This window comes from Burkholderia sp. BKH01, from assembly GCF_025685725.1.
Lineage (GTDB): Bacteria > Pseudomonadota > Gammaproteobacteria > Burkholderiales > Burkholderiaceae > Burkholderia > Burkholderia pyrrocinia_C.
This window is the reverse complement of sequence record NZ_JAOTQT010000002.1, coordinates 329,877-353,756: the sequence shown is the minus strand read 5'-3', so window position 1 is coordinate 353,756 and position 23,880 is coordinate 329,877. Positions and strand designations below refer to the sequence as shown.

20 protein-coding genes are annotated in these 23,880 nt (G+C 67.5%); 10 read left to right on the top strand and 10 right to left on the bottom strand.

All coding sequences use genetic code 11. The features are described 5' to 3' along the window. Positions 1-29: 29 nt before the first annotated feature. Positions 30-1,097, top strand: coding sequence for a histidinol-phosphate transaminase (gene hisC / locus OEJ37_RS04525; RefSeq protein WP_175919428.1), 1,068 nt, complete (start codon positions 30-32; stop codon positions 1,095-1,097). Positions 1,098-1,179: 82 nt separating this feature from the next. Here hisC and OEJ37_RS04520 read toward each other — a convergent pair whose 3' ends face one another. The 3 genes from OEJ37_RS04520 to rsmD all read right to left on the bottom strand — a co-directional run bounded on the left by OEJ37_RS04520 (position 1,180) and on the right by rsmD (position 2,729). Further along, the gene (locus tag OEJ37_RS04520; RefSeq protein WP_034179073.1) at positions 1,180-1,446 is read right to left on the bottom strand and encodes a YfhL family 4Fe-4S dicluster ferredoxin; all 267 of its coding nucleotides are present in this window, start codon (positions 1,444-1,446) and stop codon (positions 1,180-1,182) included. A 59-nt stretch (positions 1,447-1,505) separates the two neighbouring features. Continuing rightward, on the bottom strand, positions 1,506-2,003 hold the full coding sequence (gene coaD / locus OEJ37_RS04515) for a pantetheine-phosphate adenylyltransferase (RefSeq protein ID WP_031403077.1): 498 nt from the start codon (positions 2,001-2,003) through the stop codon (positions 1,506-1,508). A gap of 111 nt (positions 2,004-2,114) precedes the next feature. Further along, the gene (rsmD, locus tag OEJ37_RS04510) at positions 2,115-2,729 is read right to left on the bottom strand and encodes a 16S rRNA (guanine(966)-N(2))-methyltransferase RsmD (protein WP_152862540.1); all 615 of its coding nucleotides are present in this window, start codon (positions 2,727-2,729) and stop codon (positions 2,115-2,117) included. Between the two features lie 216 nt (positions 2,730-2,945). On the opposite strand from rsmD, the gene ftsY reads away from it, so the two are divergent. Further along, entirely contained in the window at positions 2,946-4,100 is a 1,155-nt protein-coding gene (gene ftsY, locus OEJ37_RS04505; RefSeq protein WP_174421250.1) for a signal recognition particle-docking protein FtsY, read from the top strand. 84 nt (positions 4,101-4,184) lie between these two features. On the opposite strand, the gene maiA is transcribed toward ftsY, so the two are convergent. Continuing rightward, positions 4,185-4,829, bottom strand: coding sequence for a maleylacetoacetate isomerase (maiA, locus tag OEJ37_RS04500; protein WP_263343309.1), 645 nt, complete (start codon positions 4,827-4,829; stop codon positions 4,185-4,187). A gap of 194 nt (positions 4,830-5,023) precedes the next feature. On the opposite strand from maiA, the gene ybiB reads away from it, so the two are divergent. Then, complete coding sequence (gene ybiB, locus OEJ37_RS04495; RefSeq protein WP_174421252.1) at positions 5,024-5,998, top strand: DNA-binding protein YbiB; 975 nt, start codon at positions 5,024-5,026, stop codon at positions 5,996-5,998. A 380-nt stretch (positions 5,999-6,378) separates the two neighbouring features. Beyond that, positions 6,379-8,028, top strand: coding sequence for a 2-isopropylmalate synthase (leuA, locus tag OEJ37_RS04490; protein WP_175919430.1), 1,650 nt, complete (start codon positions 6,379-6,381; stop codon positions 8,026-8,028). 131 nt (positions 8,029-8,159) lie between these two features. Here the strand turns inward: leuA and OEJ37_RS04485 are convergent, their stop codons facing one another. Then, positions 8,160-8,543 (bottom strand): nuclear transport factor 2 family protein, encoded by a 384-nt coding sequence (locus OEJ37_RS04485; protein WP_034179077.1) that lies wholly within the window; start codon positions 8,541-8,543, stop codon positions 8,160-8,162. Between the two features lie 52 nt (positions 8,544-8,595). Beyond that, on the bottom strand, positions 8,596-9,165 hold the full coding sequence (locus OEJ37_RS04480) for an acyloxyacyl hydrolase (protein WP_152862552.1): 570 nt from the start codon (positions 9,163-9,165) through the stop codon (positions 8,596-8,598). 361 nt (positions 9,166-9,526) lie between these two features. Here OEJ37_RS04480 and rpoH point away from each other — a divergent pair, with 361 nt between their 5' ends. The 6 genes from rpoH to OEJ37_RS04450 all read left to right on the top strand — a co-directional run bounded on the left by rpoH (position 9,527) and on the right by OEJ37_RS04450 (position 17,067). Continuing rightward, entirely contained in the window at positions 9,527-10,462 is a 936-nt protein-coding gene (rpoH, locus tag OEJ37_RS04475; RefSeq protein ID WP_174421255.1) for an RNA polymerase sigma factor RpoH, read from the top strand. Between the two features lie 358 nt (positions 10,463-10,820). After that, the gene (gene cydP, locus OEJ37_RS04470; RefSeq protein WP_174421259.1) at positions 10,821-11,108 is read left to right on the top strand and encodes a cytochrome oxidase putative small subunit CydP; all 288 of its coding nucleotides are present in this window, start codon (positions 10,821-10,823) and stop codon (positions 11,106-11,108) included. Further along, the gene (locus OEJ37_RS04465; RefSeq protein WP_175963638.1) at positions 11,098-12,678 is read left to right on the top strand and encodes a cytochrome ubiquinol oxidase subunit I; all 1,581 of its coding nucleotides are present in this window, start codon (positions 11,098-11,100) and stop codon (positions 12,676-12,678) included. The genes cydP and OEJ37_RS04465 overlap by 11 nt, the downstream gene beginning before the upstream one ends. Positions 12,679-12,709: 31 nt before the next feature. After that, entirely contained in the window at positions 12,710-13,846 is a 1,137-nt protein-coding gene (cydB, locus tag OEJ37_RS04460; RefSeq protein ID WP_263343306.1) for a cytochrome d ubiquinol oxidase subunit II, read from the top strand. Positions 13,847-13,900: 54 nt separating this feature from the next. Beyond that, a complete protein-coding gene (cydX, locus tag OEJ37_RS04455; protein ID WP_034179083.1) occupies positions 13,901-14,023 on the top strand; it encodes a cytochrome bd-I oxidase subunit CydX in 123 nt (40 codons plus the stop codon). A gap of 569 nt (positions 14,024-14,592) precedes the next feature. Next, positions 14,593-17,067 carry a family 20 glycosylhydrolase gene (locus OEJ37_RS04450; RefSeq protein WP_263343305.1) on the top strand — a complete coding sequence of 825 codons (2,475 nt, stop codon included), beginning with the start codon at positions 14,593-14,595 and terminating at the stop codon, positions 17,065-17,067. Positions 17,068-17,280: 213 nt separating this feature from the next. On the opposite strand, the gene nagE is transcribed toward OEJ37_RS04450, so the two are convergent. The 4 genes from nagE to nagA form a co-directional block, all read right to left on the bottom strand. Beyond that, positions 17,281-19,044, bottom strand: a complete 1,764-nt coding sequence (gene nagE, locus OEJ37_RS04445) for an N-acetylglucosamine-specific PTS transporter subunit IIBC (RefSeq protein WP_174421393.1) — start codon at positions 19,042-19,044, stop codon at positions 17,281-17,283. 87 nt (positions 19,045-19,131) lie between these two features. After that, complete coding sequence (gene ptsP, locus OEJ37_RS04440) at positions 19,132-21,714, bottom strand: phosphoenolpyruvate--protein phosphotransferase (protein ID WP_263343304.1); 2,583 nt, start codon at positions 21,712-21,714, stop codon at positions 19,132-19,134. A gap of 15 nt (positions 21,715-21,729) precedes the next feature. Continuing rightward, positions 21,730-22,746, bottom strand: coding sequence for an SIS domain-containing protein (locus OEJ37_RS04435; RefSeq protein ID WP_174421395.1), 1,017 nt, complete (start codon positions 22,744-22,746; stop codon positions 21,730-21,732). Continuing rightward, entirely contained in the window at positions 22,739-23,842 is a 1,104-nt protein-coding gene (gene nagA / locus OEJ37_RS04430) for an N-acetylglucosamine-6-phosphate deacetylase (protein ID WP_174421391.1), read from the bottom strand. The genes OEJ37_RS04435 and nagA overlap by 8 nt, the downstream gene beginning before the upstream one ends. Between the last annotated feature and the right edge of the window lie 38 nt (positions 23,843-23,880).

Here is a 23,880-nt window from a genome sequence, read left to right as displayed (position 1 = left end):
TGGTCGTTTTGCCCGACAGGAGCCAAGCGGTGAGCCGTTACTGGAGCGACGTCGTTCAGCAACTCGTGCCTTACGTGCCGGGCGAACAGCCCGCGCTCGCGCACCCCGTCAAGCTGAACACCAACGAGAATCCCTATCCGCCATCGCCGCGCGTCGTCGCGGCGATCGCACGCGAACTCGGCGAGACCGGAGACACGCTGCGCCGCTATCCGGATCCGGTCGCGCGCGCGCTGCGCGAAACGGTCGCGGCCCATCACCGCATCAAACCCGAACAGGTGTTCGTCGGCAACGGCTCCGACGAGGTGCTCGCGCACACGTTCCAGGCGCTGCTTAAGCACGACCGGCCGCTGCGGTTTCCCGACATCACGTACAGCTTCTATCCGACGTATGCGCGCCTGTACGGTGTGCAGACCACGGTCGTGCCGCTCGCTGACGATTTCTCGATCCGCGTCGACGACTATCTCGACGACGCCGGCGGCGTGCTGTTTCCGAACCCGAATGCACCGACCGGGCGCGCGCTGCCGCTCGCGGACGTCGAGCGGATCGCGGCCGCGAATCCGTCATCGGTCGTCGTGATCGACGAGGCCTATGTCGATTTCGGTGCGCAGTCGGCGATTACGCTGATCGACCGCCATCCGAACCTGCTCGTCGTGCACACGACGTCGAAGGCGCGCTCGCTCGCGGGCATGCGCGTCGGCTTCGCGTTCGGCGATGCGGCGCTGATCGACGCACTGAACCGCGTGAAGGACAGCTTCAACTCCTATCCGCTCGACCGGCTCGCGCAGGTCGCCGCGCAGGCCGCGTACGAGGACACCGACCATTTCGACGCAACCTGCCGGCGCGTGATCGACAGCCGGACGCGGCTCACGCATGCACTCGACGCGCTCGGCTTCGACATCGTGCCGTCGGCCGCGAATTTCGTGTTCGCGCGCCATCCCGCGCACGATGCGGGCACGATCGCGGCAAAGCTGAAGGAACGGGAAATTTTCGTGCGGCACTTCCGGCTGCCGCGGATCGACCAGCATCTGCGCATCACCGTCGGCACCGACGCCGAATGCGATGCGCTCGTCGCGGCGCTGCGCGAGATGCTTGCCTAAGGAAGAACCGGCGCCGGACGGCGTCGCTCGGGAAGCGTGACGCGTGCGCCGATAGGTCAAAGCGCGCCGCGTCACCGCAGGGTCACGACGCGTCGTCGCCTTTCCCGGCGATCAACGCGTGGTACTTCTCCATCAATTGCGCGTGCGATTCGTCATGCTGCGGATCGCGCGGAATGCATTCGACCGGACACACCTGCTGGCACTGCGGTTCGTCGAAATGGCCGACGCACTCGGTGCACTTGTTCGGGTCGATCACGTAGATGTCCGGGCCCATCGAAATCGCGCCGTTCGGGCACTCGGGCTCGCACACGTCGCAATTGATGCACTCGTCGGTAATCATCAAAGCCATACTGATCTCACTTCTTCAGGCCGGCGGCCGGCTTCGCACCGAAACCGGCCGGCGCCGCGTCACGCGGCAGGGCCTCCCATCGCAGCAACTTTCTCGGTCAGCCACTTCTCGACGGACGGGAACACGAACTTGCTGACATCGCCGCCCAACTGCGCGATTTCGCGCACGATCGTTCCCGAGATGAACTGGTACTGATCGGACGGCGTCATGAACATCGTCTCGACGTCGGGCAGCAAATAGCGGTTCATTCCCGCCATCTGGAACTCATATTCGAAATCGGACACGGCACGCAGGCCACGCACGATCACGCGTGCGTTGTTGGTACGGACAAAGTCCTTCAGGAGACCGGTGAAACTCATCACCTTCACATTCGGATAATGGCCGAGCACCTCGTTCGCAATCGTCAGACGTTCTTCGAGCGAGAAGAACGGCTTTTTCGCGCGGCTGTCGGCGACGCCGACCACCAGCGTATCAAAAATGCTCGACGCACGCCGCACGAGGTCTTCGTGCCCGCGCGTCAGCGGATCGAACGTACCGGGATACACGGCGACTACCATGTCGCTCCTCCTGTCATCACGCAAACGGGATGGCAGCCGTGCGATGCGCACGCCACTGCCGAGATGGGCATGCGTCGCCTTAGCGGTGCGCCGCCTCGTATGGAACGCGCATTATTCATCATTTTCGCGCCGCAGCAAATGATAGTGAACCGCACCCGCCTTGCCGTGCTTCACGACCTGCCAGCCCGCGAGCGCGTCATGCGCGGCCGGATCGAGTTCCGCCCCCGTCTCGACGTACAGCGCACCGTCCGCCGCGACGAGCGGCGCCGACAGCGCGATCGCACGCTCGAGCGCGGCCGGTTCGCCGAACGGCGGATCGAGAAACACGACATCGAACGCGCCCGGCGTGAGCCCGGCCGCGAGCCGCAGCGCATCGGCCTCGGCGACCTCGACCGCGCGGGCGCCGAGCTTGTCCTTGATCGCACGCAGTTGCTGCGCGGCGCGCGGATGGCGCTCGACCATCACGACGCTCGCCGCGCCGCGCGACGCGGCCTCGAAGCCGAGCGCGCCGGTGCCCGCGAACAGATCGAGGCAGCGCCGGCCTTCGAGATCCTGGCCGAGCCAGTTGAACAGCGTCTCGCGCACGCGATCGGGCGTCGGCCGCAGGCCGTCGAGATCGAGCACCGCGAGCGGGGTGCGTTTCCAGTCGCCGCCGATGATGCGGATCGTGTGCGGCTTGCCGCGGCCAGGAGGGGCCGCCGGGCGGCCGGGAGAGGAACGGGACATACGGAATATAGGCAACGGAGGGACCGGGCGCGCGCCAGGGCGCACCGCCAAACAGGCGCACGTTACCACAGCGGCGGCGCACACTGACGCGAGCGCCACGCCGCACTGATAAAATGCACGGTTTCGGCCGCCGAGCGCCGCGCCCGCGCGAACGCAGAACGGCCCCTCCGGCGCCCCGCCTCTGGCGGCGGCCCGCCCTCTTCCCGACGTCAGACCATGTTCAGCTTCTTCAAACGATTCAAGAAAACGCAGGAGCCCGATCCCGCGGAATCGCAATCGGCCGACGCGCAGCAAACGGACGAGCCGTCCGATGCGCCCGCGCTCGAGGCTCCGCCCGCGGCCGAAGTGCCGCAGGCGCCCGTGCAACCGGCCGCGCCGGCCGTCGTGATGACGGTCACGCCGACCAACGACGGTCGCGACGAAGTCGTCGAGACGGTCGAGATCGTCCCGCCGCCGCTGCAGGACGCATCCGCGAAGAAATCGTGGCTTGCGCGCCTGAAAACGGGGCTCGCGAAAACGGGCAACAGCATCACCGGCGTATTCGTCAACACGAAGATCGACGAGGATCTGTACGAGGAGCTCGAAACCGCGCTGCTGATGTCCGACGCGGGCGTCGACGCGACCGAGTACCTGCTCGACGCACTGCGCGAAAAGGTACGCACCGGCCGGCTGACCGACCCGCAGCAGGTGAAGGGTGCGCTGCACGACCTGCTCGTCGAGCTGCTGAAGCCGCTCGAGAAATCGCTGATGCTCGGCCGCGCGCAGCCGCTCGTGATGATGATCACCGGCGTGAACGGCGCGGGCAAGACGACCAGCATCGGCAAGCTCGCGAAGCATCTGCAAAGCTTCGACCAGTCGGTGCTGCTGGCCGCGGGCGACACGTTCCGCGCGGCCGCGCGCGAACAGCTGGCGGTCTGGGGCGAGCGCAACAACGTGACGGTCGTGCAGCAGGAAAGCGGTGATCCGGCCGCGGTGATCTTCGACGCGGTCAGCGCCGCGCGCGCGCGCAAGATCGACGTGATGATGGCCGACACGGCCGGCCGCTTGCCGACGCAGCTCCACCTGATGGAAGAGCTGAAGAAGGTGAAGCGCGTGATCTCGAAGGCGCACGACGGCTCGCCGCACGAAGTGCTGCTGGTGATCGACGCGAACACCGGCCAGAACGCGCTCACGCAGGTGAAGGCATTCGACGACGCGCTCGGCCTCACGGGCCTCATCGTCACGAAGCTCGACGGCACCGCGAAGGGCGGGATTCTCGCCGCGATCGCGCGGCAACGCCCGGTGCCCGTCTACTTCATCGGCGTCGGCGAGAAGGTCGAGGACCTGCAGCCGTTCAGCGCCGTGGAATTCGCGGACGCGCTGCTCGGCTGAACACCGCCGGCACGGATCGCACAGGGCGCCTTCGGGCGCCCTTTTTCATGCTCATGCGTGCCCGACAACCGGGGCACGCCACGCTCATTCTGCGTCCGGCTGCGCGCCGGGCTCGGCTGCCTTGAATGCGTCGAGCGTCGATGCATGGTCGACGATCCGCTGGATCGTCGGATAGCGCGCCGTGTCGACCGAGAAGCGGTTCGCGTTGAACACCTGCGGCACGAGACATACGTCGGCGAGCGTCGGCGTGTCGCCGAAGCACAGCTTGCCGGTGCGCGGATCGTTCGCGAGGCGCGTCTCGAGCGTTTCGAAGCCCGCCTCGATCCAGTGCCGGTACCACGCGTTTTTCGCCTCTTCCGGCACCTGCAACATGTGCTTCAGGTACTTCAGCACGCGCAGGTTGTTGAGCGGATGGATTTCACACGCGATCTGCAGCGCGACCGCGCGCACATACGCGCGGTCGACCGGCTGCTTCGGCAGCAGCGCGGGCTCGGGATGGGTTTCTTCGAGATATTCGATGATCGCGAGCGACTGCTGCAGCGTCGCGTCGCCGTCGATCAGCGTCGGCACGACCGCATCCGGATTCAGCGCGCGGTACTCGTCCTTCAGTTGCTCGCCGCCGTTGCGCAGCATGTGCACGGGGACATAGTCGAACGGCAACTGCTTCAGGTTCAGGGCGATCCGCACGCGGTACGACGCGGAACTGCGGAAATAGCTGTAGAGCTTCATGACATGTCTCTCGTAGTCGTATTCGGCCGGCAACGGCACAGGCGCAGCGCAGCCGGCGCGCCCGCCGCCGGTAACCAGAGTGTAGCGCGACGCGATGCGCGGCCGCGCTTGCGCCGGCCGCGCCCATGCGATACTCGGGGCATTCCTCACCGCTCACCGCGCGGCCCGATGCCGGCCGCCCGCCCCACGCACCGATGACCGCTTCCCACGATCCCGCCGCCGCTCCGTTCCCTTGCGCCCGCTTCATCAAGGAGATCGGCCGCGGCCCGCACGGCGCGCGCGCGCTGTCCGCCGAGGACACGTTCGAACTCTATCGCGCGATGCTCGACGCGCGCGTGTCGGACGTCGAACTCGGCGCGATCCTGATCGCCTATCGGCTGAAGGGCGAAACGTCCGACGAGCTGGCCGCGATGCTCGCCGCCGCGCAGGCGTCGTTCGAGCCCGTGCACGTGCAGGACGCCGCGTTCCGCCCCGTGTCGATCCCGAGCTACAACGGCGCGCGCAAGCAGCCGAACCTCGTGCCGCTGCTCGCGCTGCTGCTCGCTCGCGAAGGCGTGCCGGTGCTCGTGCACGGTGTCGAGCGCGACCCGGGCCGCGTGACGAGCGCGGAGATCTTCTCGGCGCTGTCGCTCGCGCCGTCGACGTCGCACGATGCGATCGAGGACACGCTCGCCGAACGCCGCGTCGCGTTCGCGCCGATCGAAGCGCTGGCGCCGCGCATCGCGCACCTGCTGTCGATGCGCCGCGTGCTCGGCGTGCGCAACTCGACGCATACGCTCGTGAAGATCCTGCAGCCGTTCGCGCCGGCCGGCCTGCGGCTCGTCAACTACACGCACCCGCCTTACCGCGACAGCCTCGCGCAACTGTTCCGCGACCATCCGGACGCCGCGCTCGGCGGCGCGCTGCTCGCGCGCGGCACCGAAGGCGAAGCCGTCGCCGATACGCGGCGCCAGGTGCAGGTCGACTGGCTGCACGACGGCGTGTGCGACACGCTGATCGAGGCCGAACGTTCGTCGACCGATACGCCGCCCGTCGCACTGCCCGAATCGCGCGATGCGGCGACGACGGCCGCGTGGACGGACGCCGTGTTGCGCGGCGAGGTGCCGGTGCCCGACACGGTCGCGCGGCAGGTCGGAACGATCGTGCAGATCGCCCGCACCACGCGCTGACGGCACGGCAACGACCCGACCCCGCGCCCCGACGATTTGACACGCGCCCGCATCCTGGCATAGAGTTGCCGTCATGCGTTCCTTTCCGAACACCCTCCGAATTACCTCCGGCCGCCTAGCGCGGCCGCTATCGCTACGACTAGCCTAAGGCTGTCGTAGCGCCGTGTGCTGTCCGCACGGTCCCTCCCAGCAGTTCCTCGCAGTACCCCTCTCGCAGTTTTTACAACCCGAAGTCGTCAGCATTCGTCCGTCTATCCGTCGGTCGATTCGCGAAGATCATTCGCATCCGCAGCGCGATCACGCGCCGCGGTGCGAGGCAGCGCCAACCGTCGCCCCTGCCGCCCGTCTTCGCTCGCGACTTGAGACCCGAGGTCCAGAAGATGAAGCGCAATCCGCAAGACAAGTACCGTCCGTTCGAGCCCGTCCGCATCAATGGCCGCCGCTGGCCGACCCGCACCATCGAGCGCGCGCCCGTCTGGATGAGCACCGACCTGCGCGACGGCAACCAGTCGCTGATCGAGCCGATGAGCATCGAGCAGAAGCTCGAGTTCTTCGAGATGCTGGTCGCGATCGGTTTCAAGGAGATCGAAGTCGGTTTTCCGTCGGCGTCGCAAACCGACTTCGATTTCGTCCGCAAGCTGATCGACGACAAGCGGATTCCCGACGACGTGACGATCGAGGTGCTCGTGCAGTCGCGCGAAGACCTGATCGCACGCACGTTCGACGCGCTCGAAGGCGTGCCGCGCGCGATCGTGCACCTGTACAACGCGGTCTGCCCGTCGTTCCGCCGCATCGTGTTCGGGATGTCGAAGAGCGACGTGAAGGCGCTCGCGGTCGACGGCACGCGCGTCATCAAGGAGCACGCCGCCGCGCGCCCCGACACGCACTGGACCTTCCAGTACTCGCCGGAAACCTTCAGCATGACCGAGCTGACGTTCGCGCGCGAGATCTGCGACGCGGTCGCGCAAACCTGGCGGCCGACCCGCGACCACAAGATGATCGTCAACCTGCCGGCCACCGTCGAAGCCGCGAGCCCGAACGTGTTCGCCGACCAGATCGAATGGATGGACCGCAACCTCGCGTATCGCGACAGCATCGTGCTGTCCGTGCATCCGCACAACGATCGCGGCACCGCGGTCGCGGCGGCCGAACTCGCGCTGCTCGCGGGCGCCGACCGCATCGAGGGCTGCCTGTTCGGCAACGGCGAACGCACCGGCAACGTCGATCTCGTCACGCTCGCGCTGAACCTCTACACGCAGGGCATCGATCCGGGCCTCGACTTCTCCGACATCGACGCGGTGCGCCGCGTCGTCGAACGCTGCAACCAGATTCCCGTGCATCCGCGCCATCCGTACGCGGGCGACCTCGTGTTCACCGCGTTCTCGGGCTCGCACCAGGACGCGATCCGCAAGGGCTTCGCGCAGCAGCGCCCCGACGCAGTCTGGGAAGTGCCGTACCTGCCGATCGACCCGGCCGACCTCGGCCGCAGCTACGACGCGGTGATCCGCGTGAACAGCCAGTCCGGCAAGGGCGGCGCGACGTTCCTGCTCGAACGCGGAATGGGCTTCACGCCGCCGCGCCGCGTGCAGATCGAATTCAGCCACGCGGTGCAGACGCTCGCCGACGCATCCGGCGAGGAAGTGACGGGCGACGCGATCTGCGCGCTGTTCGCCCGCGAATTCTTCGAGACCGACGGCCCGGCCGCGCGGCATGGCAGCGCTGCGCGCTGGCAGAACCGCGAGATCGCGGCAGCGGCGCCGGCGCCCGACGCGACGCCCGAGGATGCCGTGCGACGTTTGGCCGCGGCATTCGCGGCGGCCGCCGGCGCCGCGATCGACATCGCATCCTGCGAACACGCGCGAACGACGGACGGCCGGAACGCGGTATCGGTCGGCTGCCGGGTCGGCGATGCGCCGCTGCGGCACGGCGTCGGCCTGCACGCCGATGCGGCGAGCGCTGCGCTCGATGCAATCGTCAGCGCAATCAACCGCTCGGCATGGCATTGCACGGACCGCCGCGCGGCGGCCTGACGCTCAGGGTTCGACAGTCAGCGAGCAGGGCGTGACCGCCCGTGCGCCGCGCGATCCGCGCCGCACGGGCCAGCAAAAAGCGGCCCAGGAGGCCGCTTCGGTGGGGACATGAAAAGGAGCGCCACACGCGCTCATGTCTCGGTCGCGCACCGCGTCGCCTGCCACGCGAGCAGGCACCAGCGGCCCTGCTCCTCGGTGTGGACGGACGTGTAGGCGATCGGGAACACCAGGCCGCCGTTGTTCGTTTCCATCTCGATCAACGCGCGCCCGGTGACGACGCAGGTTTCGCCGCCAACAGGCAGCACGTCCTGCGACTGGATTTCGATCTGACGATAGCGGCGGCGGCCGGCGACGATGGCGTCGATGAACTGCTGCTTGGTTTCACGCTTGCCGTTGGTGTGCACGAAGAACACCTTGTCCGACAGCAGCGCGTCGAGCGCCTCGCCGTCCCCGTCCACCATCGCCCGGAACCGATCGCGCTCGAGCGCGCGGATCGCATCGACCACCTTCGCCATCGCCTGACTCCTCGGCAACGCGCACGCCGTGCGCCGAGCGCAGGCATGCGGATCAGAAGTTGTATTGCACGTAGAACTGGTGGAAATTTATACCAGGATTCGGCTCTTTGATACCCGCGTTAGACACATGTTGAAAACGGTAACCGACCTGATACTGTTGCCGTTCTCCGAACTGTGCGCCGACGCCGACGACATCCACGAACTGGAACGACGTCGCGAGCGAAAGATTGTTGGAGATCGTCGGGGAAGTGAGGAACCGGATGCCGGCGCCGGCCTCGACGAACGGGCGCACCTGGCCCGCGCTCTTGATGAAGCGGAACATCGGCGTCGCGCCGAACTCGCCGAGGTTGCCGTGGACATTGCCGCCCGTGTGCCAGTAGCCGACGTGGCCTTCCATCACGAACGCGAAGTGCCAGCCGCCGATTTCCCACCAGTTCCAGCCCGGATCCCACACCACGCCAAGATCGGCCTTGTCGATCGCGTGACGATCCGAAAACCCGCCGCCCGCCTGGATCCCCCATCGATCCGCGAACGCCGCACCCGATCCACCCAGCAGTGACGCCGCCAGCATCGCATGCAGCGCAAGCCGGCTGCGGGGCCGGCGATTCTTCTTATTGTTCATCTGACACTCCAACTTTGTGGGTTGAATGGGGCCTGCCGCGACGGCCTGGCCCGAGCGAACTGAATGGTATGGTAAAGGACTTTTCGGATCGGCATCACGAAGCGAAATGGCTTCCTTCCAAAACGACAAAAATCGAAACCGTCTACCGATTCTCATCAGAAACAACGGTTTACGGAACTTCGATCCGCCGCCTTGGTCGCAGATTAGACTATCGACTCGACTATCTCGATAGAAAAATCGGGAACTCAGATGCCCACGCCCGCTCTAAGGAATTAGCACTCGGTTTGCGGGAGTGCTAAGATTGGCCCCGGAATCTCATCCGAGACCCAGGGTTTGTCCCTGATTCCAAAGGAGTTTTTTAGTGAGCAACGCCCTGACCCTTCCGAATACCCTGAGCCCGACGCCGGCCAAGGCCGAATCGGCAGGCTCGCTGGCGCTCGCAGCTCAATCGATGTTGCCGGGCCAGCTTGGCAACATCGATTCGTATATCCAGGCCGTCAATCGCATTCCGCTGCTGACGGCCGAAGAGGAACGCCAGTACGCAACCGAATTCCGCGAAGACAACAACCTCGATTCGGCGCGCCGCCTCGTGCTGTCGCACCTGCGTCTCGTCGTGTCGATCGCGCGCAACTATCTCGGCTACGGCCTGCCGCACGGCGACCTGATCCAGGAAGGCAACATCGGCCTGATGAAGGCCGTGAAGCGCTTCGATCCGGCGCAGAACGTGCGTCTCGTGTCGTATGCGATCCACTGGATCAAGGCCGAGATCCACGAGTACATCCTGCGCAACTGGCGCATGGTGAAGGTCGCGACGACGAAGGCGCAGCGCAAGCTGTTCTTCAACCTGCGCAGCCACAAGAAGAGCATGCAGGCGATGACGCCCGAGGAAATCGACGGCCTCGCGCAGGAACTCAACGTCAAGCGCGAAGACGTGGCCGAGATGGAAACGCGCCTGTCGGGCGGCGACATCGCGCTCGAAGGGCAGGTGGAAGACGGCGAGGAGTCGTACGCGCCGATCGCCTACCTGGCCGACTCGCACAACGAGCCGACCGCCGTGCTCGCCGCGCGTCAGCGCGACACGCTGCAGACGGACGGCATCGCGCAAGCGCTCGACGCGCTCGACGCACGCAGCCGCCGCATCATCGAGGCGCGCTGGCTGCACGTCGACGACGACGGCTCGGGCGGCTCGACGCTGCACGATCTCGCCGCCGAGTTCGGCGTGTCCGCGGAACGCATCCGCCAGATCGAAGCGAGCGCAATGAAAAAGATGCGCACCGCACTCGCCGAATACGCATAAATCCGGCGATTCAGAGCGCTTCATCAAAAACCGCTGCCCGACCGGCAGCGGTTTTTTTTCGTCTGCTTTTCCCCGATTTTTCCGCTGCTTTTCACCCGCTTTACCGCTCGTTTCTTCGCCGATTAATTGACCTGATTCATCAGGTAATAGGCCGTTTTCGGGCCCCTTCCGCATAACCTTGATCTGCCTCAAGTTTCAGCCCGTAGTTAGCGACGGTCTGCCGCAGCGCAGCACTCGGCATCGCAAAGCCGTCATCTTAAAATTGGCATGTCAGGCGCAAAAGGATTAAAACAGCTTCACGGCCGTCATAAATCCGACGTAAAGTCGCCCCCAATCCGACCTCAATCGATTCAGGATAATCGCCTTGATCTCGATCAATAAAGAGCCTGCGCCGCCACCTCCCCCGCGGCCGGCCGGCATGATCGGCTGGCGCGCGCGCATCGCCGCGTGGGCTCGCGGGCCGACCCTCGCCCGCGACATCACGCTGGTGCTGATCGTCAAGCTGATCCTCCTGATGTCGCTCAAATACGCATTCTTCAATCATCCGCAGGCCGAGCACATGTCGCTTCCGCCTGCCGCCGTCGCCGAGAGGCTGCTCTCGGTACCGGCGCCTGCACCTACCGAGGGAGACCACCATGATAAGTAGTGAAGTCGTCGATCTATCACGCCTGCAGTTCGGCATCACGGCGCTCTACCACTTCCTGTTCGTGCCGCTGACGCTGGGCCTGTCCTGGCTGCTCGTCATCATGGAAGCCGTCTACGTGATGACCGGCAAACAGGTCTACAAGGACATGACCCAGTTCTGGGGCAAGCTGTTCGGGATCAACTTCGCGATGGGCGTGACGACCGGCATCACGCTCGAATTCCAGTTCGGCACGAACTGGTCGTACTACTCGCACTATGTCGGCGACATCTTCGGCGTGCCGCTCGCGGTCGAAGGGTTGATGGCGTTCTTCCTCGAATCGACATTCGTCGGCCTGTTCTTCTTCGGCTGGAACCGCCTGTCGAAGGTCAAGCACCTGATGGTCACGTTCCTTGTCGCACTGGGCTCGAACCTGTCCGCGCTGTGGATCCTCGTCGCGAACGGCTGGATGAACAACCCGGTCGGCGCCGAGTTCAACTACCAGACGATGCGGATGGAAATGACGAACCTGTTCGACGTGCTGTTCAACCCGGTCGCGCAGGTGAAGTTCGTGCACACGGTGTCGGCCGGCTACGTGTCGGCCGCGATGTTCGTGCTCGGCGTGTCGTCGTGGTACCTGCTGAAGAAGCGCGACATCGACTTCGCGCTGCGCTCGTTCGCGGTCGCGGCCGGCTTCGGCCTCGCGGCGACGCTCTGCGTGATCGTGCTCGGCGACGAATCGGGTTATACGACCGGTGAAGTGCAGAAGATGAAGCTCGCGGCCATCGAATCCGAATGGGAAACGCAGCCGGCACCCGCATCGTTCACGCTGATCGGCATTCCGAACCAGGAAGAGCAGCGTACCGACTACGCGATCAAGATCCCGTATGCGCTCGGCCTGATCGCGACGCGCTCGATCGACGAACCGGTGATCGGCCTGCGCGATCTCGCGAAGCGCAGCGAGGAGCACATCCAGAGCGGGATGATCGCGTACGGCGCGCTGCAGAAGATCAAGCAGGGCGACACGAGCGCCGCGACGCGCGAACTGTTCGACCAGCACAAGCAGTATCTCGGCTACGGGCTGATGCTCAAGCAGTTCACGCCGAACGTGACCGACGCGACGCCCGAGCAGATCAAGGCCGCCGCGAAGAAGACGATCCCGCCGGTCGCGCCCGTGTTCTTCTCGTTCCGGATCATGGTGGCCCTCGGCTTCCTGTTCGTCGCGACGTTCGTTGCCGCGTTCTGGTTCTGCGCGCGCCGCGAACTGCTGCAGGACAACCGCCGCTGGTTCCTGCGCTACGCGGTGTGGGCGATCCCGCTGCCGTGGATCGCGATCGAATTCGGCTGGATCGTCGCCGAACTCGGCCGCCAGCCGTGGACGATCGCGGGCGTGCTGCCGACGCACCTGTCCGCGTCGAGCCTGACGCCGACCGACCTGTACCTGAGCCTCGCGGGCTTCATCCTGTTCTACACCGCGCTGTTCGTCATCGAGATCAAGCTGATGTTCAAGTACGCGCGCCTCGGCCCGTCGTCGCTGCATACCGGCCGCTATCACCACGAACTCGCGGCCGCCAGCGAGCGCGCCCCGGCCTGAGCACGCACCCGAAACGGAACAAGGAATCGCTATGGACTATGCAACTCTCAAGCTGATCTGGTGGCTGCTCGTCGGCGTGCTGCTGATCGGCTTCGCCGTCACCGACGGCTTCGACATGGGCGCGACCGCGCTGCTGCCGTTCCTCGGCAAGACCGACGAGGAGCGCCGCATCATCGTCAACACGGTCGGCGCGACGTGGGAAGGCAACCAGGTGTGGCTGATCACCGCCGGCGGCGCGATGTTCGCCGCCTGGCCGCTCGTTTATGCCGCGTCGTTCTCAGGCTTCTACTTCGCGATGCTGCTCGTGCTGTTCGCGCTGTTCTTCCGGCCGGTGGGCTTCGACTACCGCAGCAAGCGGCCGGACCCGCGCTGGCGCGCCGGCTGGGACTGGGGCCTGTTCGCCGGCGGCTTCGTGCCGGCGCTCGTGTTCGGCGTCGCGTTCGGCAACCTGCTGCAGGGCGTGCCGTTCAAGTTCGACAGCGACCTGCGCGTGACCTACTACGGCAGCTTCTGGGCGCTGCTGAACCCGTTCGCGCTGCTGTGCGGGCTCGTCAGCCTCACGATACTCGTCGCGCACGGCGCCGCGTTCATCAAGATGAAGACCGACGGCGTGATCGCGCGCCGCGCATCGATCGCGCTTCGTGTGGCGTCGTTCCTCGCGGTCGTGCTGTTCGTGCTGGCCGGCGTGCTGATCGCATCGACCATCGGCGGCTTCCACATCACGAACGCCGCGCCGACCGACACGGTCGCGAACCCGCTGCTCAAGGACGTCGCCGCCGGCTCGGGCCTGTGGCTCGCGAACTACGGCGAGTTTCCATGGATGATCGCGGCGCCGGTCGTCGGGATCGCGGGCGGCCTGCTCGCGCTGCTGCTCGCCGGCTCGAAGCAGGAGAAGACGGCGTTCTTCTGCACGGGCCTGATGATCGTCGGCGTGATCCTGACCGCGGGCTTCTCGATGTTCCCGTTCATCATGCCGTCGTCGCTCGACCCGCGCAGCAGCCTGACCGTGTGGGATTCGACGTCGAGCCACAAGACGCTGCAGGTGATGCTGTTCGCGGTGATCGTGTTCCTGCCGATCGTCCTGATCTACACGGGCTGGGTGTATCGCGTGATGCGCGGCAAGGTCACGCACCAGACGCTCGAAGAGAACAATCACTCGATGTATTGAACCGGGCCGGGGCGCGCAGGCGCCCCCGCCTACCGTTTCGCAAGGAGTCGGATCATGTGGTATTTCAGCTGGATTCTCGGTATCGGCGTCGCGCTGTCGTTCGGCATCGTCAATGCAATGTGGCTCGAAGCGCGGCAGAAGACGCAGGAAGCGCCCGCGCGCGTGCGCCGCGACTGACGCGTGACGCGCGCGGCGGATCGCACCGCCGCCGTCCGGAAAGAACCTCGCTTCGCGCGAGGTTTTTTTTCGTCCCGGCCGTCCGGACCGGCCTCGCACACCGATGCCAATTTAGCGCCAGATTGATACCACTTGAATACCAATAAAAGGTTTCATAAGATCTTTGGACACGGCCGCCGACAGGCCGAATCCTTCTGGGTGGGGGAGACATGCGAATCCCGTGTATGGCGCGCACCTGCGCGCCGTGTTGCCGGGCGGTGGCCGATTGCCGTTCGGCGGCACCTGTTGTCGCCATCGTGCGCGGCCGGACGAACGTAGCCGACTGCGACCGCTTCGCCATTGCGGCCGTTGCCGCGCGCCGCCGATGAGCGCGCGTACGCCGCCCCGCCGGTCCGATCGGCACGCCTGCCCGCCTCCCGTTCCGTAATGCACGCCCCCGCGTGCCGAAAGCGCGCGGTGCGGCCGCATCGCCCCGCGCGCAGGTATCTCCAGCAGCTCCATTGAAAGCCCGATCGCAGCGATCGTCACCTCACGACGCCGCTACGCCCCCCTTTTTCTCAGGAGTTCGAATGAAGCACACCTTGCCATCCCTCGTTGCCGGCGTGCTGATCGCGGCGCTGTCGCCGGCCGCAATTTCCGCCCAGCCTCCATCGACCGCGACCGCCGGCACCGCGCAGCCCACCGCGCAAGCGGCCAATCTCGCGGCGCTGCTGTCGAACGGCCTCGCATTGCGCGTCGCCGTCGACAACAACCACGCGGCCGCGGCCGGCGTGCCGTGCGCCGATCTCGGCGCCGACGGCGCAGCCTGCGCGACGGGTCGCCTGATCCTGCAGAACCGCGGCCACCAGGCGATCGCCGACGGCGGCTGGAAGCTCTACCTGCACAGCATCCGCCGCCTGCTGCGGATCGATCGTCCGGGCTTCGCGCTGCGGCGGCTCACGGGCGACCTGTACGAACTGACGCCGCAGCCGGGCTCGGTGCGGCTTGCGCCGGGCGAGCGCATCGAGCTGCCGTTCGTCGCCGAATACTGGTTGCTGCGCTACAGCGACGTGATCCCGCGCCCGTACGTCGTGGTCGACGGCGCGCCGCCCGCCGTGCTGCGCTACAACGACACCGACGACGAACTGCGCTACGTCGAATCGCTGCCGGCCGACGCGCAGAACAACTCGACCGGCAATGCGCCGCCCGTGGCCGCACGGCCCGACGCGACCCGAGCGCTGCCGAGCGTGAAGCGCGAGCAGCCGCTGCCCGGCACGCTCGACCTGCGCGGCGTCGAGTTCGCGCTGCCTGGCCTGCCGGACGCGCAGGTCGCGGCGCTGCGCGAGCGCGCGGCGACCCTCGGGCTCGACGGCGCGCGCGTGCCGGTGTGGGGCGCGGTCGCGCCGCGCCGGCTGCCGGCCGACATCGCGACGCCGGGCGGCTACCGGCTCGCGATCGGGCCGCGCGGCGTGTTCATCGAAGCCTACGATCGCGCGGGCCTCTACTACGGCGTACAGACGCTCTTCTCGCTCGCGCCGGCAGGCGGCGGCCCGATCCCGGCGATGCTCGTCGAGGATGCGCCGCGCTTCACGCATCGCGGCATGCACGTCGATCTCGCGCGCAACTTCAAGCACCCGGCGACGCTGCGCCGCCTGATCGACCAGATGAGCGCGTACAAGCTCAACCGCCTGCACCTGCATCTGTCCGACGACGAAGGCTGGCGCATCGAGATTCCCGGCCTGCCCGAGCTGACCGAGATCGGCTCGCGCCGCTGCCACGACCCGAGCGAGACGCGCTGCCTGCTGCCGCAGCTCGGCTCCGGCCCCGACAACCGCTCGGGCGGCGGCTACCTGACGCGCGACGACTACGTGGCGCTCGTGCGCTACGCGGCCGCGCATTTCGTCGAGATCATCCCGGAGATCGACATGCCCGCGCATGCGCGCGCAGCCGTCGTGACGATGGAAGCGCGCTACCGCCGGCTGCATGCGGCCGGCCGCGAGCAGGAAGCGAACGCGTACCGGCTGCTCGATCCGCAGGACACGTCGAACCTGTTGACGGTGCAGTTCTACGACCGGCGCAGCGACCTGAACCCGTGCGTGCCGGGCGCGCTCAATTTCGCGTCGAAGGTGATCCGCGAGATCGCGGCAATGCATGCGGACGCGCAGGCGCCGCTGCACATCTGGCACTACGGCGGCGACGAGGCGAAGAACATCCTGCTCGGCGCGGGCTTCCAGCCGCTGAACGGCACCGACCCGAACAAGGGCCGCATCGATCTCGCCGCGCAGGACAAGCCGTGGGCGCGTTCGCCCGCGTGCACGGCGCTGCTCCAGCGCGGCGAGATCAAGTCGATCGACGAGCTGCCGACGCGTTTCGCGCAACAGGTGAGCACGGCGGTCAACGCGAACGGGATCGACACGATGGCCGCGTGGCAGGACGGCATCAAGCATGCGAACGGGCCGCAGGACTTCGGCACGCGCCACGTGATGGTGTCGCTGTGGGACACGATCTTCTGGGGTGCGTCGGACAGCGCGCGCGACCTGAGCGGCAGGGGCTACCTGACGGTGCTGGCGCTGCCCGACTACCTGTACTTCGACTTCCCGTACACGCTCAACCCGCGCGAGCGCGGCTACTACTGGGGCTCGCACGCGACGGACGAGTACAAGGTGTTCTCGCTCGCGCCGGAAAACCTGCCGCAGAACGCCGAGGTGATGGGCGACCGTGCCGGCAACGCGTTCGAGGTAACGGGCACGGGCCCCGCGCCGCGCCTCGAAGGCATGCAGGGGCAGGCATGGGGCGAGGTGATGCGCAACGACACCTTCCTCGAATACATGGCCTATCCGCGGCTGCTCGCGCTCGCCGAGCGCGCGTGGCACCGGGCCGACTGGGAGCTGCCGTACGCGGCAGGCGTGCGCTTCAAGCGCGGCGATACGCATCACGTCGACACGGCCGCGCTGCAGCGCGACTGGGCCGGTTTCGCGACGCTGCTCACGCAACGCGAATTGCCGAAGCTCGACCGCGCGGGCATCGGCTACCGGAAGCCGACCTTCACGCTGACGAACCCGTGAACGGTTGGACGGCTGGACGGCTGGACGGTTGAGCGGTTCAGCGGTTCAGCGGTTCAGCGGTTCAGCGGTTCAGCGGTTCAGCGATGCGCGATGCATTCATCCGCATCGCGCATCGCCCCACCAAACAAAAACGGCTTGCGACGCATCGCAAGCCGTTTTCGTTTCTGCCGGCCGGCCCGAATCCGCAGCGCGGATTCGGCCGGCCTTATTGCGTCATGCCGGTTGCGCAGCCGCCCCGCCGCCCGACGGCGGCAGGCGTGCGCCGAGCTGTTCGGCATAGCGGGCCGCCGCGTTGCCGCAGACGATATGGAACGTGTCGAGCGACACCCATGCGACATCGAGCGCGCCGAGACGATCGCGATCGACCGCCGACGGATCGCGCACGACGACGCGCAGGCGCGTGGTCGCGACCGCGTCGAGCGACGCGACATTGGTCGCCCCGCCGAACACCGCGAGCCAGCGCGCCGGCTCCGGATCGAGCGGGCCGGCGGCCGCGCCGGTGACGGGCTGCGCCGCGGCGGCCGTCGCCGTCGACGCCGCGCCGGTCGCGCCGCTGCCGATCGCTGCACGCATCTCGTCGGCAATGATGTCGGCCTCGGGCCCGATGATCACCTGCACGCTGTTGCCGCCGCGCTTGAGCACGCCACGCGCGCCGATCGACTTCAGTTCAGGCTCCGATACCTTTTCCGGATCGACGACGCTCAGGCGCAGGCGCGTCGTGCATGCGTCGACGACCGTCAGGTTGCCCGCCCCGCCGAGCGCGGCGATGTAGCGCTGCGCACGCGGTGCAGCCGCGGCGGCGCCCGCAGCCGGCGCGACGAAGCCGCCCGATGCGTACGACTCGACCGCCGCATCGGCCGATGCCGGCTCGCGGCCCGGTGTCGCCATGTTGAACTTGCGGATGAAGAAGCGGAACAGCCCGTAGTACGCGGCGCCGTACGCAATGCCGAGCGGAATCGCGATCCAGCCCTTCGTCGACAGCCCGTAGTTCAGCACGTAGTCGATCGCACCGGCCGAGAACGTGAAGCCGAGCTTCACGCCGAGGATCTGGCAGATCGCGAGCGACAGCCCCGTCAGCACCGCGTGGATCACGTACAGCACCGGCGCGAGGAACATGAAGCTGAACTCGATCGGCTCGGTCACGCCGGTCAGGAACGACGTCAGCGCCATCGAGAACAGCAGGCCGCCGACCATCGCGCGGCGCTCCTTCGGCGCTTCGTGCAGCATGGCCAGACACGCTGCCGGCAGGCCGAACATCATGATCGGGAAGAAGCCGGCCATGAAGGTGCCCGCGGTCAGGTCGCCCGCGAAGAAGCGATGCAGGTCGCCGTGCACGATCTCGCCGCCGGCGGGCGGCGTGAAGTTGCCGAACACGAACCACGCGAGCGAGTTGATGATGTGGTGCAGCCCCGTGACGAGCAGCAGGCGGTTCAGGAAGCCGAACACGAACGCACCGATCGCGCCCGCCGTCGTCAGCCACTGGCCGGCCGCGTCGATCGCATGCTGGACCGGCTGCCACACGTACCCGAACACGATGCCGAGTACCACGCAGGCCAGCCCCGTGATGATCGGCACGAACCGCTTGCCGCCGAAGAACGCGAGGTAGTCCGGCAGCTTGATGTCCTTGTAGCGGTTGTACAGCAAGCCCGCGACCACACCCGCGATGATCCCGGACAGCACGCCCATGTTCAGCTTGGGATCGATGTCCTTCATGATCGCGGTTTCGATCAGGTAGCCGATCGCGCCGGCGAGCGCGGCAACGCCGTTGTTGTCCTTCGCGAAGCCGACCGCCACGCCGATCGCGAACAGCAGCGGCAGGTTGTCGAAGATCGCACCGCCGGCGTCGGCGATCATCTTGATGTTGAACACGTCGGGCTGGCCGAGTCGCAGCAGAATGCCGGCAACCGGCAATACCGCGATCGGCAGCATCAGCGCCCGGCCCAGGCCCTGTATTTTCAGAAACGGATTCCCGTTCATTCAGTCCTCCAATCCTTGTCTCGTCGTTAAGCGTCGTTGACCTAATTGCTTTCGTAGTGAAACGGGTCGCGAGCCTGCCTTCGACGTTCAGTCGAGCGGCCAGACCTCGCGGCTTGCTGCCCTTACCGCCTGTGCCGAATCGAGCGCGAGCAGATCCTGCGCGCGCTGACGGCACAACTGGTAATCGAGACGGCGCACACGCGCCTTGATGCCCGGCACCGCTACCGGGTCGACCGACAGCTCGGTCACGCCGAGGCCGACCAGAATCGGCACCGCGAGCGGATCGCCGCCGAGCGCGCCGCACACGCCGACCCACTTGCCGTGCTTCGCGGCGCCGCGCACCGCGATGTCGATCAGGCGCAGCACGGCCGGATGCAGGCCGTCGGACTGCGCTGCCAGGTCGGCCTGGCAGCGGTCCATCGCGAGCGTGTACTGCGTCAGGTCGTTGGTGCCGATCGACAGGAAATCCGCGTGTTGCGCGAGCTGGTCGGCCAGCAGCGCGGCCGACGGCACCTCGATCATCACGCCGACCTCGATCGGCTCGGTGCGGCCCTGCGCACGCGCGAACTCGTCGATGCGCTTTCTGAGCCGCACGATCTCACCCGCGTCGGTGACCATCGGCAGCAGGATGCGCACCGCGCCGAACGGCTTCACCGCGAGCAGGCCCTGCAATTGATCGTCGAGCAGATCGGGGCGCACCTGCGCGAGGCGGATGCCGCGCAGGCCGAGCGCCGGGTTCGGTTCGGGCGGCAGCGTCAGGTAGTCGACTTCCTTGTCGGCGCCGACGTCGAGCGTGCGGATGATCGCCGTGCGGCCCTGCAGCGCGTCGACGATCGACTGGTAGCTCTGCTGGTGTTCGACGACCGTCGGCGCGGCCTGGCGATGGATGAACATCAGCTCGGTGCGCAGCAGGCCGACCGCGTCCGCGCCGTTGTCGACCGCGGTGTTCGCGTCGTCGAGCGTCGCGATGTTCGCGGCGACCTCGATCGCGCGGCCGTCGGCCGTCGCAGCGGCAACGCCTGCCAGTTGCCGGTTCGCCTCGCGCACGCCGTCCAGGCGCTGGCGCTCGTGCCGCGCGCGTTCGACGTCGAGTGCGGTCGGCGCGTGTTCGATACGGCCCGCGCTCGCATCGACGACAACCTGCGTGCCGTCCGGAATCGCATACAGCGCTTCGCCGACCGCCACCAGCGCCGGAATGCCGAGCTGCCGAGCGATGATCGCCGCGTGCGACGTCGCGCCGCCGCGCGCCATCACGAGCGCGGTCACGCGCTGGCGATCGAGCGACGACAGGTCCGACGGCGTGAATTCCTCGGCCGCGAGCACGGCCTCGTCGGGCAGCGCACGCGCCGCGCCGTTCGTGTGGCCGAGCGCGCGCAGCACGCGCTTCTCGATGTCGCGCAGGTCGGCCGCGCGTTCGGCGAGCAGCGCGTCGTCGAGCTTCGACAGCGTGTCGATCTGCGTGCGGATCGTCGCGCGCCATGCGAAGCCCGCGCTCTTGCCGAGGCTGATCAGGTCGCGTGCCGCGTCGATCAGCGTCGGATCCTCGAGCAGCACGCGATGCACCGCGAAGATGCCCGCTTCGCCAACCGCGCCGCGCGCCGATGCGCTGCGCACCGTTTCGTCGAGTTCGCCGTCGACGGCCTTCAGCGCCTGGTCGAGCTGGCGGCTTTCCGTGGCCGGCGTGCCGGCTGCCTGCTCGGGCGGCACGATTTCCGCATCGTCGAGACGCACCAGCGTGCCGACCGCGATGCCTGGCGCCGCGCATACGCCCACGAGCGTGTTCGGGTCGATCGGTGCGCCGACGTTGCGCGCGACCGTCTGCGGCGCGGGCGACCTCAGCCGTGCCGGCTTTTCCTCGACCTCGCCGTGCGCCTCGCGCAGCAGTTCGTGCTCGACCGCATCGACGGCCTGCTGTGCGTGCGCGCCGCGGCCGACCAGTTCGACCGTCGCGCCTTCGCCGGCGCCGAGGCCGAGCAGGCCGACGACGCTCGCGATCGACGCCTTGCGGCCGTCGAACAGCACGTCGACGGTCGCGTCGAGCCCGCGCACGGCCTCACGCGCACGCGCGGCCGGCCGCGCATGCAGGCCGCCCGGTTGCGCCAGCACGATTTCGCGGCGCACTTCGTTGTGCGCCGCCGCGCCGGCCTGAGCCGCCTGCGCGGCCGCTTCGCCCTTGCCGCGCAGCGCGAGCAGCGGCGTCTCGCCGGCCGTCGCGAAACCGCTCGCGCGGTCGACGACCTCGAACGCGTCGGAGTTCGCGATCGCGATCACCGACACGAGCGAATGCGCGCTGCGCGCGACCGCGTCCTGGTCGAACTCGATCAGCAGATCGCCCGCTTCGACGCGCGCGCCGGCCTCGACGTGCGCGGTAAAGCCCTGCCCGTTCAGCTCGACGGTGTCGATGCCGATGTGGAGCAGCACTTCCGCGCCTTGCGGCGTCGTGATCGTCACCGCGTGGCCCGTGCGCGCGAGATGCGACACGATGCCCGCGCACGGCGCGACGAGCTTGCCCGCGAGCGGGTCGATGCCGATGCCGTCGCCGAACATCCCGCCGGAGAACACCGGATCGGGCACGTCGGCCAGCGGAACGATCGGCCCCGTCAGCGGGGCAAGCAGGACGATCTGATCGTGGGTGGGGCTGTTCAACTGGGACTCCTCGGCGCGTCTCATCGGCTGTCTCGGCTATCAGTGCGTTTCGGTGACTTTGTTCAGGTGGCGCGGCGTGTCGGGATTGCGGCCGCGCGCGACGGCGAGATCCGCCGCCATCACGTAGAACGAAAGAATGGCGGCGATCGGGTCGAGCGCCGGATGGGCGGACTGCGCGAGCGGCAGCACCGTGCCCGACAGGCCGGGCGTGCCGGCGGGCGCCGCGAGCAGCACGGCGGCGCCGCGCGCGCGCATGTCTTCCGCGAGTTGCAGCAGGCCGGCCTGTTCGGGCCCCGGCGGCGCGAACACGAGCAGCGGATAGTCGCGATCGATCAGTTCCATCGGGCCATGACGAACTTCGGCACTCGAGAACGCCTCGGCCTGGATGCCGGACGTTTCCTTCAGCTTCAGCGCGGCTTCCTGCGCGATCGCGAGACCGAGGCCACGGCCGATCACGATCATCCGCTCGACGCCCGCGAGTGCGGCAACGGCCTGCGACCAGTCGAGCCGGCCGGCCTGCGCGAGCACGTCGGGCAAGCCGCGCAGCGCGGACATCAGCGCGGCGTCGCGCTGCCAGTAAGCGACGATCTGCGCGGACAGCGACAGCATCGCGATATAGCTCTTCGTCGCGGCAACCGACAATTCGGGGCCGGCGAGCAGCGGCAACTGGTGCTCGCACGCATCGGCGAGCGGCGACGGCAGCACGTTGACGGCGGCGACGGTGCGCGCGCCGGCTTCGCGCAGCGCGGCCATCGTGTTGACGAGGTCGGGGCTCTTGCCCGACTGGGAGAATGCGATCGCGAGTTGATCCTGCACCTTCAGCGGCGCCTGCTGCAGCGTCGCGACCGACATCGGCAGCGACGCGACCGGCACGCCGAGGCGGCTCATCGTCAGGCTCGCGAAATAGCTCGCGGCGTGATCCGAGCTGCCGCGCGCGACCGTCAGCGCGACGGCCGGAGGGTGATCGAGCAATTGGCCTGCGAGCGCTTCGACGCGCGTGGTGTCGGCGATTTGCGCGGCGACGACCTGGGCGGACTCGCGCGCTTCCTTAAGCATATTCGACAATCGATTCTCCTTCGACATAGGTCGCGGTGAGGTTCAGGTCGCGATCGAACACCGCGAGGTCGGCCCATGCGCCGCGCTCGAGGCGGCCGCGGTCGGCGATGCCGAGGTAGTCGGCCGCATAGCGCGACATCCGGTTCGACACGTCGGCGATCGGCAGGCCGAGCGACACGAGGTTGCGCAGCGCCTGGTCCATCGTCAGCGTGCTGCCGGCGAGCGTGCCGTCGGCCAGCCGCACGCCGCCGAGGCACTTCGTCACGTGCTGGCTGCCGAGCCGGTATTCGCCGTCGGGCATGCCGGTTGCGGACGTGCTGTCGGTCACGACGTACAGGCGCGGGATCGCGCGCAGCGCAGCACGAATCGCGCCCGGGTGCACGTGCAGCAGGTCGGGAATGATTTCCGCGTATTCGGCATGCGCAAGCGCCGCGCCCACCAGGCCCGGGTTGCGGTGATGCAGCGGCGACATCGCGTTGAACAGGTGCGTGAAGCCGCATGCGCCGTGCTTGAGCGCGGCAACGGCATCGTCGTAGGTCGCGAGCGAGTGGCCGAGCTGCACGCGCACGCCGCGCGCGGCCATCTCGCCGATGATCTCGATGTGGCCGGCGATTTCCGGTGCGAGCGTGACGACGCGGATCGGCGCGATCGACAGGTACTTCAGCACTTCGTCGAGCACGGCCGACACGGCCGCGTCGGGCTGCGCGCCGAGCTTGCCGGGGTTGATGTACGGTCCTTCGAGGTGCACGCCGAGCACGCGCGCGCCGCCCGGCGTGCGGGTGCGCGCGACGCTGCCGAGGTTGCCGACGACCTTCATCAGTTCGTCGCGCGGCGCGGTCATCGTCGTCGCGAGCAGGCTCGTCGTGCCGAATTGCGCGTGCGTGCGGGCGATCGTCTCGATCGCGTCGCCGCCTTCCATCACGTCGGCGCCGCCGCCGCCATGCACGTGCAGGTCGATGAAGCCGGGCAGGATGTACGGCGAGTCGTTCTGCGCGGGATCGGCAGGCGTGCCGTCGAGCGTGGTGATGCGGCCGTTCTCGCTATCGAGCGAACCGTGAATCCAGCCGTCGGGGGTGAGGATGTTTCCAGTCAGCATGACGTTCTCTTGATGATCTGGTGACGCGGGCATCCGCG